The following is an 18,691-nucleotide window of genomic DNA, read 5'->3' as shown; positions in this document are numbered from 1 at the left end:
ATATGGTAAAATCTAATGTATGTGCAGTGATAAGCGAAATTTTCGTCAATATTGCTGCACTCTAATTGATAAAACAGGTTGTGATGATAATGGAATTGACAAAACAGAAAATGTATAAACCTGATAAACCTTATGTATACGATTTGACTTTGGAGCAATGGCAGGAATGGGTCAAAGATAATAGTGAGTCAGGTTTCCGTGCCGGACAAATTTTTGATTGGCTGTATGTGAAAAGAATATCAAGCTTCGAAGAGATGACGAATCTGCCCAAAACTCTTCGTGATAAGCTGGCGCAGCAGTTTGATTTCGTCACCTTGGCTGAAGTTGCCAAATATGAATCCAAGGATGGAACGGTGAAGTTTTTGTTCGAGTTGTCTGACAAAAACGCCATTGAAACTGTCATTATGAAGCATAGCTATGGTAACAGTGTTTGTGTAACGACACAGGTTGGCTGCCGAATCGGCTGCACATTTTGTGCGTCAACCTTGACTGGATTGAAGCGCAATTTAACTTCGGGGGAAATTATTGCACAGGTAGTAAAAGCTCAGCAGCTGTTGGATGCGTCTGAAGAGCGCGTTAGCAGTATCGTTATTATGGGTATTGGTGAACCGTTTGAAAACTATGATGCCATGATGTCCTTCCTGAAGGTTATGATTCATCCTAAAGGTTTGAATATTGGTCAACGTCATATTACAGTTTCAACGAGCGGAATCGTACCGAACATATACAGGTTTGCTGATGAGCAAACGCAGATTAATTTGGCGATCTCGATTCATGCTCCCAATGATACGCTGCGTTCTAAGCTGATGCCGGTTAATCGACGGTTTCCTTTTGCTGATTTAATTGAAGCTTGTCAATATTATGTGGCCAAAACAGGTCGCAGAATTACGTTTGAATATGCTTTGATGGGTGGAGTTAATGATCGTCCTGAGCATGCAGAGGAACTGGGGCAAGTGCTTAAATCCTTCCCAATGGCTCACGTTAATTTAATTCCAGTTAACTATGTATCCGAGCGTGACTATGTACGGACACCTAGGGATGATATATTTGCATTCCAACGTATTTTGGAACGTAATAAAGTTAATGCAACTATACGGAGAGAACAAGGCAGCGATATCGCGGCAGCCTGTGGGCAGCTGCGTGCGAAGCATATGGAGTCAGGTGCGAGGTGAGGAGAACCATGATCAAAACGGCCAGTCAAACGGATATCGGAAGAGTCCGTATGGTCAATGAGGACCGCGCGATTGTACAGGAGAATTTGAATGGCTTCGTGTTGGCCATAGTTGCGGATGGAATGGGCGGTCATCAGGCGGGAGATATCGCTAGTCAAATGGCAGTTGATGTAATCTATTCGGAATTGCAAGCAATTCCCGAAAGTCCGAGTGTAGAGGAACGAAGAACGCTCTTGAAGTCGGCGGTGGAGCTTGCTAACGAGAGGATATTCGCTTTCGCCGCTGAGCGGGAAAGTTATCATGGTATGGGTACTACTGTTGTAGCGGTATTGGCGGACGAAAATTCGGTTGTTGTAGGACATATTGGAGACAGCCGCGCCTATCAAATAAATGTTCAAGGTATCGAACAGCTTACAGAGGACCATTCTCTCGTTAATGAATTGGTTAAAAGCGGCCAAATCACCCGAGAGGAAGCAGGGAATCATCCAAGACGCAATGTACTGACTAGGGCGCTAGGAACGGAAGCGACTATCGAAGTTGATATACGGGATTTGGCTTGGAACCAAGGCGATATTTTACTTTTATGTAGTGATGGCTTAAGCAGTCTCGTCAGCCCTGATCAGCTGCTTGCGGTTGTGAATGGGGACGGGCTTATGGAAAGCAAGGCTCAGCGGCTAGTAAATGAAGCGCTGGAAGCTGGCGGCGATGATAATATTACTCTTGTGCTTGTCAGTAATGGTTTAAGTGATTCAGAGAAAAATGCTCATTTTGACGGCGAAGAGAGGTGATGATGAATGATAGGTAAGCAGCTGGGAGGACGTTATGAAATTCTTGAGCGTGTAGGCGGCGGAGGAATGGCAATTGTTTATAAGGCTCTAGATATATTACTACATCGCCATATTGCTGTTAAGATTCTGCGTTCGCAGTATGTACATGATGAGGAATTTATCCAGCGGTTCCGACGAGAAGCCCAGGCCGCGGCATCGTTATCTCACTCCAATGTAGTCAGTATATATGATGTTGGTCAAGAAGAAGATATCCATTACATTGTTATGGAGTATATAGAAGGCACGACTTTAAATGAACTTATTAAGGAAAAAGCGCCGCTTCAAGTGGAAGAAGCCGTCCATTTCGCCAGCCAAATTTGTGATGCGCTTGATCATGCCCATCATAATCAAATCATTCATCGTGATATTAAACCTCATAACATCTTAATCGGCAAAAACGGCAGAGTGAAGGTTACGGACTTCGGGATTGCCCGTGCAATCACTTCTTCAACAATAACTCAAACCGGCTCTGTTGTCGGCTCGGTCCATTATTTTTCACCAGAGCATGCCAAAGGAACCTTTACGGGTGAGCAATCAGACCTTTATTCACTAGGTATTGTTATGTATCAGATGCTTACGGGTCGTCTGCCTTTTTTGGGGGAAAGTCCGATCAGTGTGGCATTGAAGCATTTACAGGAGGAAGTGGAGGAGCCACGCAAGGTGAATCCTCTTATTCCGCAAAGCGTGGAAAATATTATTTTGAAAGCTATGCGTAAAAACCCAGCGGAGCGTTATCGTTCTGCTAAGCAAATGCTGGATGATTTGGACAGTTGTCTGCTCCCTCATAGACGTAATGAAGCTAAAGTCAATTTTATGGACGATGATGAGTTGGATGAAGAGAAGACGCGTGTTATTCCTGCGATCCGTCCAGATCAGTATTCTCTTTCGGCTGGAGATCGGGATTTCGGCACTTCAAGAGACGAAGAGGAGCCTCAGGAAAAAAAGAAAAAGCGTTGGGTAAAGCCACTCATCTGGATCATCATATTACTGCTGTTGCTGGGCGGAATGTGGTATATGGTTGGAGTGGTGAAAGCCAAGTTCGTGATTCAGGAGGTTGACGTTCCTACGGTTGTTAACAAGCCGGTAACGGAAGCACAGTCGATGCTGAAAGCGGCTAATCTGGAGGTTGAGATCATTCCGGAAAGCTCCAAGGACGTGCCGAAGGATGTGGTCATTCGTCAGGATCATATGAACATGAAGCTCAAGATTCATTCTAAAGAAACCTTATACATCAGTAAAGGTGTTGAAAAGCTTAAAATGCCAGGTGTTACAGGCAAGAAGCTGGGAGACGCAAAAACGGCGATTATGGCTCTTGGCATAACGGATGACCGAATTAAGGTGAAGCAGGAGTTTGTGAATGAAGAACCGGAGACCGTTATTTTACAAACGCCGGCATTAAATGATGAGTTGGATCCAGCGACCGCTGTCGTCATGTTAACAGTCAGCAAGGGTAGAGAAACGTTCAAAATGCCTGATTTAGAGGGATTAAGCGAATCTGAGGCTAAATCTCGGATTACTGTCAGCAACTTGAAGCTTGCTCAAGATGGCATCAATGTAGAAGCCAGCTATAAACAGCCTAAAGGTAAGGTTATTACGCAATTCCCTTACAAATATAATGATGAGGTTTCGCCAGGGGCCGAAATCAAGCTGATCATCAGCTCGGGACTACCAGAAGAAGCAGGGCCTATGAAGATTGCCGTGCCAATTAAGCCGACCAAGGATGGCAAGGAAACGACCGTTAAGCTTATATTGAGTGATGCCATGTATGAAAACTTTGAATATAAAACCATAACAAAAGTAACTAAGGCGAGTACGGTAGACGTAAGCCTCGTAGTAGCTCCAGATAAACGAGCTGTCATTCAGGTTAAACAGGACAATGTACTTGCCGATATGATAACCGTTACTTATGACGATTATATCGCTCAGAAGAATGGTAAGCCATTCAATCCTATCCCGTCTGGTTCATCAGGAACGACAGTGCCGGGTGCTACAACTCCAGGTGCCACACCCCCTGGTACTACAACACCAGGCACTAATACACCAGGTCAGACTACAACGCCTGGAACAGGAACACCGGGAGCGGGGACTAAGCCGCCAACAAATTCAGGAGGAACTACTCCTGGTACTGGCACAGGAACAGGCACAAGCAGTGGAACTAGTACAGGAGCTCAAAGTACTCAGGGAACTCCAACACCAACTCCAACAAACGCCACACCGGGTAATAGTGCCGGTACAGGAGGCAGAAACTAATGCCACACGGTCTTATTGTAAAGGCGCTAAGCGGTTATTATTACGTGTTACCTGAAGATGGAGAAAACATGACTTCAGTTCAATGCCGGGCTCGTGGGATTTTTAAGAAACGCGGCGAGTCCCCGTTGGTTGGGGATCGGGTTCTTTATGGGTTGACTGAAAATGGTGAAGGGACTGTAGATGAAATTTTGCCTCGCAGCTCCGAGCTGCTTCGTCCACAGGTCGCTAATGTGGAGCTGGCTGTATTGGTATTTGCCGTACAGGAGCCAGCGTTAAATTTGCAGTTGCTGGACAAATTTCTAGTACACACGGAAAGTGCCGGTTTGGAGACTATTATTTGTTTGACTAAACAAGATTTGATGGTAGCTGATGCAACTTCTGATTCGGATACACTATACCAGCCGCAAAAGTGGAGTGGCTCTAGTGCTAAGTCCGGCTCTGTTGAGGATGTTGAAATCCTATCAGGCAGCATGAACTATATCGTTGAATTGTATGAGAAGATCGGATACCAAGTTGTTGTGACTAGCGCTAAAATGGGCGTTGGGATCGAGCCCATTCTCGAGAGGCTTTCCGGTCGAATCAGTGTATTCGCTGGTCAGTCTGGTGTAGGTAAATCTTCATTGCTGAATGCTATGGTTCCTGGACTGCAGCTCGAAACAAATCAAATAAGCATGAAGCTCGGAAGGGGAAAACACACGACCCGACATGTGGAATTAATTCGTTTGAATAATGGCGGTCTTGTTGCGGATACGCCTGGCTTTAGCCAGCTTGATTTTGCTCAGGTTGAGGAAGCAGAGGATCTTAGTGCTTGCTTCAAGGAGTTTCAGCCTTACACGGCGGAATGTAAGTTCCGCGGCTGCCAGCATCAGCATGAGCCTGAGTGCAAGGTTATTGAAGCGAAGGATCAAGGGAAGATATCTGCCTCCCGCTATGATCACTATTTGCACTTTCTAACCGAAATTAAAGAGAGAAAAAGGAGGTACTGATATGCTGAATATAGCACCGTCTATTTTGTCGGCAGATTTTTCTAAGTTGGGTGCTGAAATCGCAGATGTGGAGCGTGGAGGCGCGGATTGGATTCATGTGGATGTGATGGACGGACATTTCGTCCCTAACATCACCATCGGACCTTTGGTAGTTGAGGCGATTCGCCCGCATACCGCGCTTACTCTCGACGTTCATCTGATGATCGAGAATCCAGATCTATATATACCGGCTTTCGCTAAAGCGGGAGCTGACTTGATTTCCGTACATGTAGAAGCGTGCCGTCATTTGCACCGTACGCTTCATTTAATAAAAGAACAGGGAATCAAAACGGGTGTAGTACTTAACCCAGCGACCCCGTTATCAACAATTGAGCATGTGATGGACGAGATATTGGACCTTGTTTTAATTATGACGGTGAATCCTGGTTTTGGGGGCCAACAGTTTATTCCTGGTATGCTGCCCAAAATTGCTAAGCTTCGTGAAATGTTGAATGAACGCGGCTTGAAGGATGTACACATTGAGGTAGACGGTGGAATCAATGCCGTAACGGCGCGACAAGTGGCTGCAGCGGGTGCTGATGTACTTGTGGCGGGTAATGCTGTTTTCACCCAACAGGATCGAGCAGAAGCTATACGGAAACTTCGTGGCGAGGAGTGAGGCTGTGAGATTTCTAACCGTACTAGGGTTTAGTTTATTATGTGCAGGTATGTTGACGCTTTTTTCGCAAATTCAGGACTTATTGAAATATCTTTTTTCCTTAGGTGCGCTGTACACGGGAATTCAGTTTTTTAAAAGGAATGAAAGCCGTGGCATGAGGATTGCTTTTGTTGTGACCACGATTGTACTCTATTTCATTTTTGCCGTTATTTATGCGATCTATCTTACAATTAAAGCGGGCACATTGCCTGCATCTGTTTAATATTATCCATGTTCCTATGCGTTCATAAATCGGCTTTAAGCTGCATAATATGGTTACAAAAGTTTCGGCTTTTGTAGCCTTTTTTGTTTTTTTAGGCTGATTCGAATGGATAGGCACGTTTTGAAAATAGAGGAATATAATGGAGTATGATGAACATGATGGTTGGGAATAACAGCGTGATGCCAGCTTGAGCACAAGATGTTTAAGGAAACGCAGCTGGTTAAACGCAACCTAGAAGGAGGGGCAGAAATGAGATTTTATACAATCAAGCTACCGAGGTTGTTAGGCGGATTAGTAAAAGCCGTACTTAGTACGTTCAGCAAAAACTAACTCTAGAATATCCAAAGGCTTCGCCTTCCATACAGGATGAGTCGCATTAGCCAAGGTTGGGCGAAGTCAAGTATAAAGCTTCTACTTACTTATCAACATGAAACTAAAAAAAGCACCTGGGCCCCAGGTGCTTTTTGTCGTTAGTGGTTAAAGATTACACACGAGTAACTTTTCCGGATTTCAAAGCCTTCGTGCTTACATAAACGCGCTTTGGTTTTCCGTCCACAAGAATACGAACCTTTTGAACGTTAACACCCCAAGTACGCTTCGACTTATTGTTAGCATGAGATACATGGTTGCCTGTTCCGGGTCCTTTACCGGTAATAAAACATTTGCGGGACATTGTATGACACCTCCTTAAAAGCTACGATGATCAAAGATCCTCGAAAGCGATCTCTCCGTAAGCAAATCCTGTTAAAAAACACACTCAAATATCATAGCACAATGTAACAAATAACGTCAATGTTCCAGCGATGTTTTTTCTATAATTTCTTAAGTGATCAAATAGAGGTCTTGTATATTTTATTTATTTCTGCAAGCTGATATAGTAAAATAAAAAATGAGTCCATTCTAATCTATATCAAAGGAGCTATTGATGATGGCTATAGAACTTGCTACGGAGTACGGAAAAGTATGGGTAGCTGATGGGGTTATTGCTGTATTGGCAGGCTCAGCTGCTTTGGATTGTTATGGACTCGTTGGAATGGCATCGCGTAATCAACTTAAGGACGGGTTTGCGGAGCTGCTTCGACAAGATAATTTGAGCCGTGGTGTAGAGATCCGTCGTGATGCGCAAGGTGCGACGGCAATTGATTTATATATCATTGTAAGCTATGGAACGAAAATATCAGTTGTAGCTCACAATGTTCAGACAAAAGTAAAGTATGTATTAAGTGAGGTTGCAGGGCTTCAGGTGGAGTCCGTGAACATTTATGTTCAGGGGGTCCGGGTATCTGAATAAAAATAGAGTAAGCCTCTAACCGGAAAGTGGAATGGTTTCAATCTGAGTGAGGTAGGAAGGGGAATGTTTGTTGAGTAAGCACCTAGTTCGTATTAATGGGAATGACTTTATCCGCATGGTGGAAAAGGGAGCGCAGCAACTGAGAGATAATGTGGAGAAGGTCAATGCGCTCAATGTGTTTCCTGTGCCCGATGGGGACACAGGGACTAATATGAACCTGACTTTTACCTCTGGTGTTGAGGAACTGAAGCGGCGTCCATCTCAACAGATAGGTACATTGGCGGAAGCTTTGGCCAAAGGCCTGTTGATGGGTGCGCGCGGCAATTCAGGAGTGATTTTGTCACAACTATTTCGTGGATTTTCAAAAGAAGTGATGGAAACGGATTCGATCGATGCTCGTCAGTTTGCGGCAGCGCTGCAGAACGGCGTGAATATGGCCTATAAGGCTGTCGTCAAGCCGGTAGAGGGAACGATTCTAACCGTTGCCAAGGAAGCCGCCAAGCACGCGGTTAAACAAGCAGGACGCATAACGAATGTGGTCGAGCTAATGAGAGAAGTATGTGATAAAGGTAGAGAGGCGCTGTCCAAAACACCGGACCTGCTGCCCATACTTAAGCAGGTCGGAGTAGTGGATGCGGGCGGTCAAGGCTTGCTCCTAATCTACGAGGGCTTTCTTCAGGCTTTGGAGCAAGTTGACGGAGAAACAGGCAGCAAAGATAATGAAGCCGAAGCACAACGGGGTTTTTCAGCCGCTGGCAAAGGAATTCCGCATGGAGAACCTAAGCGGGCGCAAGCTCAGTTGTCAACAGAGGATATCGAATTCGGTTACTGCACAGAATTTATGGTTACTCTGCAGGCACAGAAGCAAAAGCTGACAGGTCTTACCTTCGATGAGCAGCTATTCCGGCAGGAGTTGTCTAACTTCGGAGATTCCCTATTGGTTGTTGCAGATGATGATCTAGTCAAGGTACACATCCATGCAGAATTTCCGGGAACGGTAATGAACCATGCGATGCAATATGGCGCTTTAAGCCGGATCAAAATCGAGAATATGCGTGATCAGCATACACATCTGCTGCTGGAAGAAGCTGAAGAGCTGTATAGGAACGAAAGCGAGCTAGGTACAGCGGCGAATGCTCCTAGTGCATTTAAGCAAGTTTCTTATAATGATGGCGATTCGGCTGCTATTGTGCAGGCTGAAAACGGAATAAAGCGTTATGGATTTGTTGGGGTATCTGTCGGACAAGGGATTTCCAATATTTTCAACAGCTTGGGTGTGGATCAAGTGCTTCACGGGGGTCAGACCATGAATCCGAGTACGGAGGATATTGTGAACGCAGTACGACTGGTTCCAGCTCACACGGTGTTTGTTCTTCCTAACAATTCAAACATCATTCTAGCTGCTAAGCAAGCGGTTGATCTTGTAGAAGACAAGCAAATTGTGGTTATTCCTACCAAATCGATCCCGCAAGGTATCGCTGCTGTACTTGCTTTTCAGGAGAACGCTGTACTTGATGAGAATACGGAGAGTATGAATGAGGCTATCAGTCAGGTTCAGTCAGGTCAGATTACCCATGCTGTTCGTGATACACGTATTGACGATATAGACATCAAACAAGGGGATTATATTGGAATTCACAACAGCAAAATTGTGAATGCTGAGCCTGATTTAGTAGCTTCCTGTAAGAGGCTGATAGATAGCTTGCTCAATGATGGAGCGGAGATTGTTACCATGTATACGGGAGAAGAAGCGGCCCCAGATCAGACCGAACAGCTCGTCAGCTATATTGAGGAAACTTACAAGGAAGTGGAAGTTGAGGTTCATGCGGGAGGCCAGCCCCTGTATTACTATATTGTGTCCGCAGAGTAACAGGATCAATTTTATTACATGAGCTGAGGTGGAGTTTTTTTTGAGTCAAATTCGGATTGTTACAGACAGTACAGCGGATATTCCAGCTGAAATACGGGAAGCGTTGGGCATTGAGATGGTGCCGTTAAAGGTTCATTTCGGTATGGACACGTACCGTGATCAAATAGATATGGGATCAGAAGCTTTTTTTGAAAGTTTGACGAGCTCTTCTGTTCTCCCAACAACATCACAGCCTTCGCCGGTACAATTTGTGGAAACGTTTAAAAGGTTGACTGAAGAATCCAATGCCCCGATTATTTCGATTCACTTGTCCGCTGGGTTAAGCGGTACTTACCAATCGGCCTTATTGGCTAAGTCAATGATGGATGAGAGTGCAGATATTACGGTTATTGATTCTAGGTCTGCCTCCTATGGATTCGGTGCGCTAGTTGTTGCAGCTGCTGAAGCCGCTCGTTCAGGGGGAAGCAAGGAAGAGATATTGGAACTGTTGGACTCGATGCGTCAAAAATTGAAGCTCTATTTCCTGGTGGATACGCTCGAGTATTTGCAAAAGGGAGGACGAATCGGGAAAGCGGCTGCTTTGGTAGGTTCATTGCTCAACATTAAGCCGATTTTATCTGTGTCAGATGAAGGGACCGTGTACTCGGTTGATAAAGTTAGAGGCCAGAAAAAAGCGATGGCTCGGATTATTGAGCTTTTAAAGCAGGATTTGGGAGATACGCCTTTGCATATCACCGTTGCACATGCCGCTTCTCTAGAAACTGCTGAATTGTTTAATGAATTGATGCTGCAAAATTTTGTGGTTCAAAGTTCACGATATACAAATATTGGTCCTGTTATAGGAACACACACCGGTCCTGGAGCCGTTGCTGTGTTCGTTAATCCGGTTTAATATGACCGTTAATTTATACGAAATTCCAGTTAAAGAGGTACAAGGTGTCAAGGGTAAGAAGCCGGAGGAGCTGTTGGCGCTTGGCATTTCTTCGGTCGGTGAGCTTCTTGATTATTATCCTTTTCGGTATGAAGATTACACACTTCGAGATCTGACTGAGGTAAAGGATGGCGATAAGATCACGGTACAAGGAACTATCGCCGGGATGCCGCAGGTACAGATGTACGGTCGAATCAAATCCAGACTGACCTGTAAGCTTATTGTAAACTCACTTTTTATAACGGCTGTCTGGTTTAACCGGCATTATATCAAAGACCAGCTGCAGGCAGGCACTGAAATAATATTGACTGGAAAATGGGATCAGAAAAGGCTGCATCTAACCGTATCAGAATCACAATTTCCGGGAAAAGGTACTGAGCAGATCGGAACGCTGCAGCCTGTTTATTCAGTTACTGGAGCTATATCTCAAAAATGGATGCGTCAAACAACCAAGCAAGCGATTACGCAGTATGGCAACCTCATTCCTGAGGTACTGCCGCAGGAGCTGATGAATCGGTATGAGCTGATGCCTCGTAAGCAGGCTGTGGCTCTGCTTCATTTACCTGGATCTATAGCTGAAGGGCTGAATGCGCGTAAAAGGATGGTATTCGAGGAGCTATTCTTGTTTCAATTAAAAATGCAGGCCTACCGGGCATTGAACCATGATCGGGCTGACGGAGTTGCCCATCAGCTTGATTTACCGGAGGTGAGGTCATTTGTCCGGGCGCTTCCGTTTAAGCTGACAGACTCGCAAAAGCAGGTGCTAGCGGAAATTTTACAAGATTTACAGCAGTCATTCTGCATGAATCGTTTGCTTCAAGGGGATGTAGGAGCAGGAAAGACAGTCGTAGCAGCAGCATCATTGTTCGCTGTTGTAAAAGCGGGATGCCAAGGAGCACTGATGGTGCCGACAGAAATACTCGCTGAGCAGCACAAACGGTCATTGGAGCGATTGTTCGAGCCGTATGGCATTAGTGTAGCGTTGCTTACCGGCAGCCTAACAGATCGGCAAAGACGCGATGTGTTGGCCTCGTTGCAGATGGGGATGATCGATGTGATCGTTGGGACGCATGCCTTAATTCAGGAGGATGTATTCTTCCGTAAGTTAGGACTTGTTGTAACGGATGAGCAGCATCGTTTTGGTGTTAACCAACGGAGTGTTTTACGTCGCAAAGGAATGAATCCGGACGTTCTGACGATGACTGCAACGCCAATTCCGAGGACCCTCGCGATAACAGCCTTTGGTGATATGGACGTATCTACGCTGCGCGAGCTGCCGAAGGGGCGTAAGCCAATCAAGACCTATGCAGTAACTCATGATATGCTTGAACGCGTGCTGGGCTTTATACGCCGCGAGGCTGCTGAAGGGCGGCAGGCTTACATTATTTGCCCTCTGATTGAAGAATCAGAGAAGCTGGATGTCCAGAATGCGATTGATGTGCATGCTCAATTGCAGTTTGCTTTTCCCGAGTACAAGGTAGCGCTCCTTCATGGGAGGATGCATGCATCGGAGAAAGACGAGGTTATGCGTGACTTTAGCGATAATAAAACTCAAGTCCTTGTTTCGACCACGGTAATCGAGGTTGGTGTGGACGTGCCGAATGCAACGTTGATGGTTGTTTATGATGCACATCGCTTTGGTTTGTCCCAGCTTCATCAGCTTCGCGGCCGCGTAGGTCGCGGAGAACATCAATCCTACTGCGTTCTCATCGCTGATCCGAAGAATGAGGTCGGCAAGCAGCGCATGAAGGCGATGACGGACACTAACGATGGCTTTGAGATCGCGCGGCGCGATTTGGAGCTTCGGGGACCGGGTGATTTCTTCGGAACCAAGCAAAGCGGACTGCCTGATTTCCGGCTCGCTGATATGGTTACGGATTTTGAAGTCATGGAGCAAGCGCGGGATGAGGCGGCAGCACTTGTTCGACATCCTGACTTTTGGACAGCAGCCGCTTACTTGAAGCAGCGTGAATTTTTACAGCGAGAACATATATTTGACAGTGAATTGCTGGATTAATAGGCTTAATAAAGTTTTGTCCCGTTGAATAAGACACATGTCCGAGCCTCCCGTCATAGACTTATTAGGAGTGAGCTTCTCATTTCCTTGTTCGGGGGTGTTTGTGGCATGAGCTATCAGAAGTTCGGATTTGAGCCTGCATTCGTGGAACGCGTTAAAGCGAAAATGAAAAATCCAGATACAAAAGAACGTATCAAAATGATTCTGCATGGTGTGACAAGATACGATCTGCAGGATCGGGCTAAGGTACGTAGATTTGTCGGTATGCTGGGTAAGGTGCTTGGAGAGAAGTTGAGCGACAAACAGATTGAGCATATGATCAATTTTGTGATTTCACAAAAAATAGATCCGAACAACACGTTTCATTTGATTAAGCTTTGGGGTATGTTTCGATAAGCACGAGAAAATCGGTTAAAAAATTAGGCAGACCATTGGGTCTGCTTTTTTTTGCGTGTTTTTGGCTGAAAATGGGCATTGACGGTTTGAGAAAACGGGTGGTAAATTTATCCTAAAGTAATTTTATATTAAAACTATTTTGTTATAAAAGGATGTGGTGGATGTCCATGACTATTGGGGAAAGTTTGGCTCAAATCGATGAATTATTACGAAAAGTAGCCAGGTTCAAAGATCAATGCTCGGAGCCTCACGGCTTCTCTCGCCAACAGATGCTGCTGCTAATAACACTACTGTGTAAGAAAAAAACAACTGTAGGTGAGCTAGCAGATGAGCTGGGCCTCTCCACAAGTGCTACTACAATCGCTATTAATCGTCTGGTGACATCCGGTCACATCGATAGAACCCGGGATGATATTGACCGCCGTGTTGTGTGGGTGGAGCTAACGGAACCTGCCATGGAAACCATTATGCGAATGAAAGAGACAAGGGATCAGATATTGATTAGCTTGCTACAAAAGCTCACGGTTGAAGAGCAGGTTCAATTTATTGGCTTACTCCGGAAAATGACGGCGGATTTAGATTTTAAACAATGATTTAGAAGGATGGTGCGCTTGGATACATGAAAAAGAAACTAATCGGATTGAGTGTTCTTGCTGTAGTTGTTATTGGAGGCGGCATTGGAGGTTTTTTTTACTATCAGCAGATCAGTAAATACATCAGTACGGAAGATTCCAAGGTGCAAGGTGAGCTGCGAGCAATAGGTTCAATGGCGTCAGGCAAGCTGATTGAATGGAACTATAAAGAAGGGGACACTTTCAAAAAAGGCGATGTACTAGGTATCGTAGAAACGGCTCCCGCACGTGGTAACATTGCCGCGAACACTCAGGACATCATCGCTCCTGATGACGGTACCATCATTCAAACGAATGCGGTTAAGGATCAAACGGTTGCAGCAGGTGCTGCTTTACTGATGAGTGCCGATTTAAGGAAGCTGTATGTTACGGCGAATATAGAGGAAACAGAGCTTCTCGATGTGAAAGCTGGTAATAAAGTGACTCTAACCATCGATGCGTTTCCGGGTACAGAGTTTAAGGGGCGCGTTGACAAAATCGGTCTTGGCACGAATTCATCCTTTTCCCTAATGCCTTCTTCGAACTCGAGCGGGAACTTTACGAAGGTCGTACAGCGTGTGCCTGTGAAGATTGCATTGGAAGATTATCAAGGTAAGCGGCTAATTCCTGGCTTGAACGCCGTCACCAAAATCGAGAGGTAACTTCGCCGTTACTAAGCTCAACCTCGGAGAGGAGTTACGATAGATGACGGATCAACTGGGAGAAGCGAAGCCGGATGCGGCTGTAGGTGCAGAACCTCCTGCACGGGGAAAAGGATTAGCCATGCTAGCGATGATTCTTGCGGTTTTTATGGCGATTCTCGACACTAGCATTGTAAATGTAGCTGTACCTAAGATGATGGCGGTGTTCAGTGTAAGCCAAACGGAAATACAATGGGTCCTGACTGCTTATTCCTTAGTAGTAGGTGCATTGATACCTATTACCGGCTATTTGGGCGATCGTTTCGGTTATAAAAGAGTGTTTCTTTACTCTGTAACCGTGTTTACAATCGGTTCTGCATTATGCAGTGCTGCATGGAGCAATAACTCGATGATTGTTTTTCGAATTATCCAGGCCATCGGCGGGGGAGCGGTAATGCCGGTTAGTATGGTGATGCTATTCCGTATGTTTCCGCCTGAGAAGCGGGGAATGGCGATGGGTCTGTTCGGTATTTCGGTTATGTTTGCTCCTGCTATCGGCCCGACGCTGAGTGGTTACATAGTGGAGTATTTGGATTGGCGTTTAATTTTCTCCATCAACGTTCCAATTGGTATCATAGATATTTTTCTGGCTGCAGCTGCTTTAAAGGAATACAAAGTTGAAAACCATGGCAAGTTTGATTTATGGGGGTTTGTAACCTCTAGTACAGGTCTTGCCACACTTCTGTATGGCGTAGGGATTGTAGCAGATAAGGGCTGGAACAATACGGAAGTCATTGTTTTTCTTGCAATTGCTTCTGTTTGCCTGATTGCTTTCGTCATTATTGAGCTTATTGTGGAGAGGCCGATGCTGGATTTGTCTCTACTGAAAAATTTCACATTCACGCTTACGCTGATCATTTCCAGTACGGCCATGGTTATCTTGATGGGGAGCCTGTTCCTATTGCCTGTATTTCTTGAAAATGTTGCAGGATTATCTCCGATCCAGACAGGTCTGCTTCTGCTTCCTCAAGCGATAGTGTCCGGTCTGATGATGCCAATCGCAGGAGCGCTATTTGATAAAATAGGCGCAAAGCCACTGGCTGTTGTCGGCATGATTATTACGGCTTACGGCTTATATTTGACAAGGCAATTGGATGTGACGACCCCATTCTCAACGATTATGGGATGGCTCATGATACGCGCGGTTGGTGTTGGTCTTGTTATGATGCCGGTGCAAACGGCTGGGATGAATACCGTTCCCATGCACAAGATGGGGCAGGGCACAGCACTCTCAAACGCCATCAGGCAGGTGAGTGCATCGTTCGGTATCGCATGGCTGGCGCTGATGTTCAGCAACCAGCGAATTTTTCATTCGGCCGCGATGTCCGATCAGATGAACATGTTCTCGGCTTCAGTCCAGAACAATGTCAGTCAAATCCAAAATCAATATATGACGATGGGACAATCGTTCGGGCAAGCCCAAAACAGTGCAATTAGCTATATCTACGGGCAAATTCAATTACAAGCTACGGTCCAAGCTATGGACGATGTGTTTTATATGACGGCTGGTTTGGCGCTAGTTTCTGTAGTGTTATCGATGTTTTTGAAAACTGTTAAACGGCCTGGGGGTTCATCGAAAGAGCATGTGATGGGTGAATAACAAACAGCTGTCCATTTCTGAATGTCCTCGAGTAAGGTTTACTATTATTGGGCAAAGGGGTACGTAAACTATGAAGCATAGATTTTCGGCATGGGCATGGAAAAGCACTGTCACACCTGCGGTTATGATTCTTTTATGCGCAGCTGTAACAGCGGGTTGTTCCGTTACGTCTGCGAAGGAAGCGCAGCTCAGGCAGGTTAAGGTGGTCCCTGTGGCCAAGCAAGCCATGGAGGGGTTGGTTGAACAGGATGCGGATGTGGTTTCCTCCTCTCAGGTGAATGTTACAGTTAAGGTAGGAGGCGATGTTCTGCAACTGCTTAAAAAGCGGGGTGACGCTGTTCGGCAGGGGGAGGTCATCCTGAAGCTGGATGCGACGGACATGGAGCGTTCGAAGCGAAAAACAGAGCTGACACGTGAAGGTTTGCAAACACAATTGGTTAAAACACGCGAGGATGTGGCTACCAATAAAGCGGTATTAAAAAATACTATCAGCAAACTGGGATTGCAAATCGCGGATCTCGAAAAAGCTTATAATAACTTAAGAAATGATTATGATCAAGGAATTGCTGCAAAAAACCAATTGGAGAAAGCTGAAACGCAATGGAAAACTTCAATTTTGGATCTCGATACAGCTCAGAAGCAGCTGGCTAATCTGGAGGCAACAGATCCACTAGCAACATTGAAAATTCAATTGGAAACCACAGAGGTAGGAGTCGAGGATATCGACAAAACGATCTCCGATCTCGAAGTGAAGGCGCCGATCAATGGCATCCTGACGGATTTGTTTCCGGAGCAGGGCATGTCCGTACAGTCGGGCTACGTTGCTGGAGTTATTCAACAGCTCGATCCTGTTAAGATTCACTCTGATCTTACGGAAGCTCAAGTAAAGCTGGCAAGAGGGAAGTCGGAAGTGAGTTTTACACTCCCCGGAAGCAATGATAAATTTCAGGGAGCCGTTACCTATTTAGCAGATGTTATGAGCCCGCAGAGTAAAACGTTTGTAATGGAGCTTACCGCAAAGAATGATGGCTTCAAGCTGAAACCAGGCACACGTGTGAAGCTCTTGCTGGGGGACGGGGGTAAGCAGGACGCTTTGGCTTTACCAACCTCCGCTGTTGCACAGGATGGTAACGAGATGTACGCCTTTGTGCTGGCAGGTGAGCAGGTGGAGAAGCGTAAAGTGACACTTGGCCGCGCTGTGAACGGCTATCGTGAGGTCGTAAGCGGCTTGAAAGAAGGGGAACCAATTGTCATATCAGTCGGGCAAGGGTTGCAGGATAAGGAAAAGGTGGAAATCATTAAATGATCAAAGCGGGATCAGGGGGAGGATCAGCTGTGAATAGGAAAAAGAATCAAATGCTAGCTGTGCTGCTTTCGACAGTGCTATGTTTTTCAATGCATGTAACAGTGTTGGCTGCCCCAACTGCGGCATCAGAAGCGGCTGAACAATTAACGCTACCGGCTGCATTGACAGCTGATCTTAATTTAGAGGTAAAAAGCTTGTTAAACGAGCATACGTATAGTGGAACACGTATTGCTGCAGTTGTGAAAATAACGAATCATTCCGATACGCTTGTCCGCGTTCCTGACGGCGAGCTGAGAGCGATTATGAATGATGACAGAGCCTTCGCTCTTCACCCTAGTGCGACAAATATCAAGGCCGTGGAAAGCAGTGCAACGGTGGAATTGAGTTATATGGTGCTGTTGGATCGTAAGCAAGACTTTACTTTGAATGAGCTAGCTTGGGTTGACATTAATAAAGATGTATATCCGAAAGTAGAAACGACACTGCTGTCCGTACCAGTTAAGGGACTAAGTTGGAAGGGGGTTGACGATTCGTTAACCGACCCTGAATTCTTAAAAAAATGGGATGAATCCTTCACCATACCATCCGTAGCTTCACCGCTTATTTATACGCCTATCCGCTTGACTGAAGAGCGCGATGGGACGAAGCGAGTGCAGCTGCTAACACTGCGTGTCCAGAATCCAAGCGATCGTACAGAACAGATACCTGACTTTACGATCCATGGTAGATCCGACAAGCAGATTTATGCGGGCAGTCGAGCTGATAAAAGTGTGAAGTCTTTGGATGCCGGCGCCCAGAAATATATGTATTTCTCCATTCCTACCGATCAGGATACGGTACTCACCGGCCTGAATATAATGACCCCGGAAAGCTATCAGCCTGCTCCGCGCAGCGCAGATGCAGAGCTTCCGCCTCTAGTTACCTATTCCGTGGGCAGGCTGCAAATAGGGCTCTCTGCTGCGGCAGGAGCGCAGCCACAGCCTTCAGAGCAGGCTGCATCGAAGTACTCATTGCTGCAGCCACTTGCGTTTGATCCTTTGAATGTCATAGTTGATCCAGCACTTGCTGTTTCCGTTATGCATGCCCAAATGTTTGAAAATGAAGGTCAAGGCTTCAAAACTGCCGTAGTCAAGCTAAAATTGACCAATAGCGGCAGCAAGCCATTGACAGTGCCTGACTTTGGCACAGAACTGGTTTCAACCGCAGGGAATGCTTATAGCGGCAAAAAGCCAGCATCTAAGGTTGAGGTTTCACCTAATGCGGGGCTGGTAGTAGCCTATACCTTTTTATTGCCTCTATCTGAACAAAATAATGAATTTACATTACGCGTTTACGATGATCAAACAGCCGCTCCTTACAAGACGGTGATAGCTCATGCTGGCCTTCAGGTTGAAAGGGAGCTTGAGGTTCCTATTAATCAAATAACGTTGTATCCTTATGATATTGACCTGAAAGGCTGGTCTGTCAGCAATTATGTATTAAATAATGCAGCTACATTCTCTCTGAGCTATACCTATAAGCTGAAGCTGGATTTGGATGTGCATTCGACGGATAATGTTGTTACAACATCCGCACTTTCTAAGCTTGCTTTTGAATTGGTAAATACAGATGGGAAAAAGATTGCTTCCAAAACCGTAGATTTGACGGGGGAGAACCGGATTATTAACGGCAGTCAAATCTACTATTTAAATACCCTATTATCCGAGCAGCTGGAATACCCACTTACACTTAAGATGTATGAGATGATTGATACACCCTCAGGACCCGCAAGACGTTTGCTCAAGGTGTTAAAACAATAAAAGAACCGGATATA

The 18,691-nt window shown here is 45.6% G+C and carries 18 protein-coding genes; 17 read left to right on the top strand and 1 reads right to left on the bottom strand.

All coding sequences use genetic code 11. The features are described 5' to 3' along the window. Positions 1 to 89: 89 nt before the first annotated feature. The 7 genes from rlmN to spoVM all read left to right on the top strand — a co-directional run bounded on the left by rlmN (position 90) and on the right by spoVM (position 6,485). Positions 90 to 1,172, top strand: a complete 1,083-nt coding sequence (gene rlmN / locus GC093_RS18785; RefSeq protein ID WP_246314764.1) for a dual-specificity RNA methyltransferase RlmN — start codon at positions 90 to 92, stop codon at positions 1,170 to 1,172. Between the two features lie 8 nt (positions 1,173 to 1,180). Then, positions 1,181 to 1,960 (top strand): Stp1/IreP family PP2C-type Ser/Thr phosphatase, encoded by a 780-nt coding sequence (locus tag GC093_RS18780; protein WP_171653430.1) that lies wholly within the window; start codon positions 1,181 to 1,183, stop codon positions 1,958 to 1,960. A 6-nt stretch (positions 1,961 to 1,966) separates the two neighbouring features. Next, positions 1,967 to 4,249: a Stk1 family PASTA domain-containing Ser/Thr kinase gene (gene pknB / locus GC093_RS18775; RefSeq protein WP_171653429.1), complete on the top strand. Its 2,283-nt coding sequence runs from the start codon at positions 1,967 to 1,969 to the stop codon at positions 4,247 to 4,249. After that, entirely contained in the window at positions 4,249 to 5,235 is a 987-nt protein-coding gene (gene rsgA / locus GC093_RS18770) for a ribosome small subunit-dependent GTPase A (RefSeq protein ID WP_171653428.1), read from the top strand. The genes pknB and rsgA overlap by 1 nt, the downstream gene beginning before the upstream one ends. A 1-nt stretch (position 5,236) precedes the next feature. Further along, positions 5,237 to 5,893 (top strand): ribulose-phosphate 3-epimerase, encoded by a 657-nt coding sequence (gene rpe, locus GC093_RS18765; protein WP_171653427.1) that lies wholly within the window; start codon positions 5,237 to 5,239, stop codon positions 5,891 to 5,893. A 4-nt stretch (positions 5,894 to 5,897) separates the two neighbouring features. Next, the gene (locus GC093_RS18760; RefSeq protein ID WP_171653426.1) at positions 5,898 to 6,155 is read left to right on the top strand and encodes a hypothetical protein; all 258 of its coding nucleotides are present in this window, start codon (positions 5,898 to 5,900) and stop codon (positions 6,153 to 6,155) included. A gap of 198 nt (positions 6,156 to 6,353) precedes the next feature. Then, positions 6,354 to 6,485, top strand: coding sequence for a stage V sporulation protein SpoVM (gene spoVM / locus GC093_RS36925; RefSeq protein WP_216624701.1), 132 nt, complete (start codon positions 6,354 to 6,356; stop codon positions 6,483 to 6,485). Positions 6,486 to 6,639: 154 nt separating this feature from the next. On the opposite strand, the gene rpmB is transcribed toward spoVM, so the two are convergent. Continuing rightward, the gene (gene rpmB, locus GC093_RS18750; RefSeq protein WP_028550362.1) at positions 6,640 to 6,828 is read right to left on the bottom strand and encodes a 50S ribosomal protein L28; all 189 of its coding nucleotides are present in this window, start codon (positions 6,826 to 6,828) and stop codon (positions 6,640 to 6,642) included. Positions 6,829 to 7,083: 255 nt separating this feature from the next. Between rpmB and GC093_RS18745 the strand changes: the two genes are divergently transcribed. From GC093_RS18745 to GC093_RS18700, 10 genes are all read left to right on the top strand, one after another. Next, positions 7,084 to 7,446 carry an Asp23/Gls24 family envelope stress response protein gene (locus GC093_RS18745; protein ID WP_171653425.1) on the top strand — a complete coding sequence of 121 codons (363 nt, stop codon included), beginning with the start codon at positions 7,084 to 7,086 and terminating at the stop codon, positions 7,444 to 7,446. 70 nt (positions 7,447 to 7,516) lie between these two features. Beyond that, a complete protein-coding gene (locus GC093_RS18740; protein WP_376768662.1) occupies positions 7,517 to 9,316 on the top strand; it encodes a fatty acid kinase ATP-binding subunit FakA in 1,800 nt (599 codons plus the stop codon). 40 nt (positions 9,317 to 9,356) lie between these two features. After that, complete coding sequence (locus GC093_RS18735; protein WP_171653424.1) at positions 9,357 to 10,208, top strand: fatty acid kinase binding subunit FakB; 852 nt, start codon at positions 9,357 to 9,359, stop codon at positions 10,206 to 10,208. 1 nt (position 10,209) lies between these two features. Further along, on the top strand, positions 10,210 to 12,264 hold the full coding sequence (gene recG / locus GC093_RS18730; RefSeq protein ID WP_171653423.1) for an ATP-dependent DNA helicase RecG: 2,055 nt from the start codon (positions 10,210 to 10,212) through the stop codon (positions 12,262 to 12,264). 108 nt (positions 12,265 to 12,372) lie between these two features. Further along, positions 12,373 to 12,660: a stage VI sporulation protein F gene (locus tag GC093_RS18725; protein WP_171653422.1), complete on the top strand. Its 288-nt coding sequence runs from the start codon at positions 12,373 to 12,375 to the stop codon at positions 12,658 to 12,660. Positions 12,661 to 12,821: 161 nt separating this feature from the next. Next, positions 12,822 to 13,253 (top strand): MarR family winged helix-turn-helix transcriptional regulator, encoded by a 432-nt coding sequence (locus GC093_RS18720; protein WP_171653421.1) that lies wholly within the window; start codon positions 12,822 to 12,824, stop codon positions 13,251 to 13,253. A gap of 26 nt (positions 13,254 to 13,279) precedes the next feature. Next, positions 13,280 to 13,933 carry a biotin/lipoyl-containing protein gene (locus GC093_RS18715; protein ID WP_171653420.1) on the top strand — a complete coding sequence of 218 codons (654 nt, stop codon included), beginning with the start codon at positions 13,280 to 13,282 and terminating at the stop codon, positions 13,931 to 13,933. Positions 13,934 to 13,976: 43 nt separating this feature from the next. Continuing rightward, positions 13,977 to 15,572: a DHA2 family efflux MFS transporter permease subunit gene (locus tag GC093_RS18710; protein ID WP_171653419.1), complete on the top strand. Its 1,596-nt coding sequence runs from the start codon at positions 13,977 to 13,979 to the stop codon at positions 15,570 to 15,572. 70 nt (positions 15,573 to 15,642) lie between these two features. Further along, positions 15,643 to 16,878, top strand: coding sequence for an efflux RND transporter periplasmic adaptor subunit (locus GC093_RS18705; protein ID WP_171653418.1), 1,236 nt, complete (start codon positions 15,643 to 15,645; stop codon positions 16,876 to 16,878). 29 nt (positions 16,879 to 16,907) lie between these two features. Next, positions 16,908 to 18,677, top strand: coding sequence for a hypothetical protein (locus GC093_RS18700; RefSeq protein WP_171653417.1), 1,770 nt, complete (start codon positions 16,908 to 16,910; stop codon positions 18,675 to 18,677). Positions 18,678 to 18,691 lie beyond the last annotated feature (14 nt).

Source organism: Paenibacillus foliorum, assembly GCF_013141765.1.
GTDB classification, from domain to species: Bacteria; Bacillota; Bacilli; order Paenibacillales; family NBRC-103111; genus Paenibacillus_S; species Paenibacillus_S foliorum.
This window is presented reverse-complemented; position numbering and strand designations above follow the sequence as displayed.

What these genes read in the sequence shown, in the direction of transcription:
- GC093_RS18725 (WP_171653422.1), top strand. Translation starts at nt 12,373, where the DNA reads ATGAGCTATCAGAAGTTCGGATTTGAGCCTGCATTCGTGGAACGCGTT.
- GC093_RS18745 (WP_171653425.1), top strand. Translation starts at nt 7,084, where the DNA reads ATGGCTATAGAACTTGCTACGGAGTACGGAAAAGTATGGGTAGCTGAT.
- rlmN (WP_246314764.1), top strand. Translation starts at nt 90, where the DNA reads ATGGAATTGACAAAACAGAAAATGTATAAACCTGATAAACCTTATGTA.
- GC093_RS18780 (WP_171653430.1), top strand. Translation starts at nt 1,181, where the DNA reads ATGATCAAAACGGCCAGTCAAACGGATATCGGAAGAGTCCGTATGGTC.
- rpe (WP_171653427.1), top strand. Translation starts at nt 5,237, where the DNA reads ATGCTGAATATAGCACCGTCTATTTTGTCGGCAGATTTTTCTAAGTTG.
- recG (WP_171653423.1), top strand. Translation starts at nt 10,210, where the DNA reads ATGACCGTTAATTTATACGAAATTCCAGTTAAAGAGGTACAAGGTGTC.
- GC093_RS18720 (WP_171653421.1), top strand. Translation starts at nt 12,822, where the DNA reads ATGTCCATGACTATTGGGGAAAGTTTGGCTCAAATCGATGAATTATTA.
- spoVM (WP_216624701.1), top strand. Translation starts at nt 6,354, where the DNA reads ATGTTTAAGGAAACGCAGCTGGTTAAACGCAACCTAGAAGGAGGGGCA.
- GC093_RS18710 (WP_171653419.1), top strand. Translation starts at nt 13,977, where the DNA reads ATGACGGATCAACTGGGAGAAGCGAAGCCGGATGCGGCTGTAGGTGCA.
- rsgA (WP_171653428.1), top strand. Translation starts at nt 4,249, where the DNA reads ATGCCACACGGTCTTATTGTAAAGGCGCTAAGCGGTTATTATTACGTG.
- rpmB (WP_028550362.1), bottom strand. Translation starts at nt 6,828, where the DNA reads ATGTCCCGCAAATGTTTTATTACCGGTAAAGGACCCGGAACAGGCAAC.
- GC093_RS18715 (WP_171653420.1), top strand. Translation starts at nt 13,280, where the DNA reads ATGAAAAAGAAACTAATCGGATTGAGTGTTCTTGCTGTAGTTGTTATT.
- GC093_RS18705 (WP_171653418.1), top strand. Translation starts at nt 15,643, where the DNA reads ATGAAGCATAGATTTTCGGCATGGGCATGGAAAAGCACTGTCACACCT.
- pknB (WP_171653429.1), top strand. Translation starts at nt 1,967, where the DNA reads ATGATAGGTAAGCAGCTGGGAGGACGTTATGAAATTCTTGAGCGTGTA.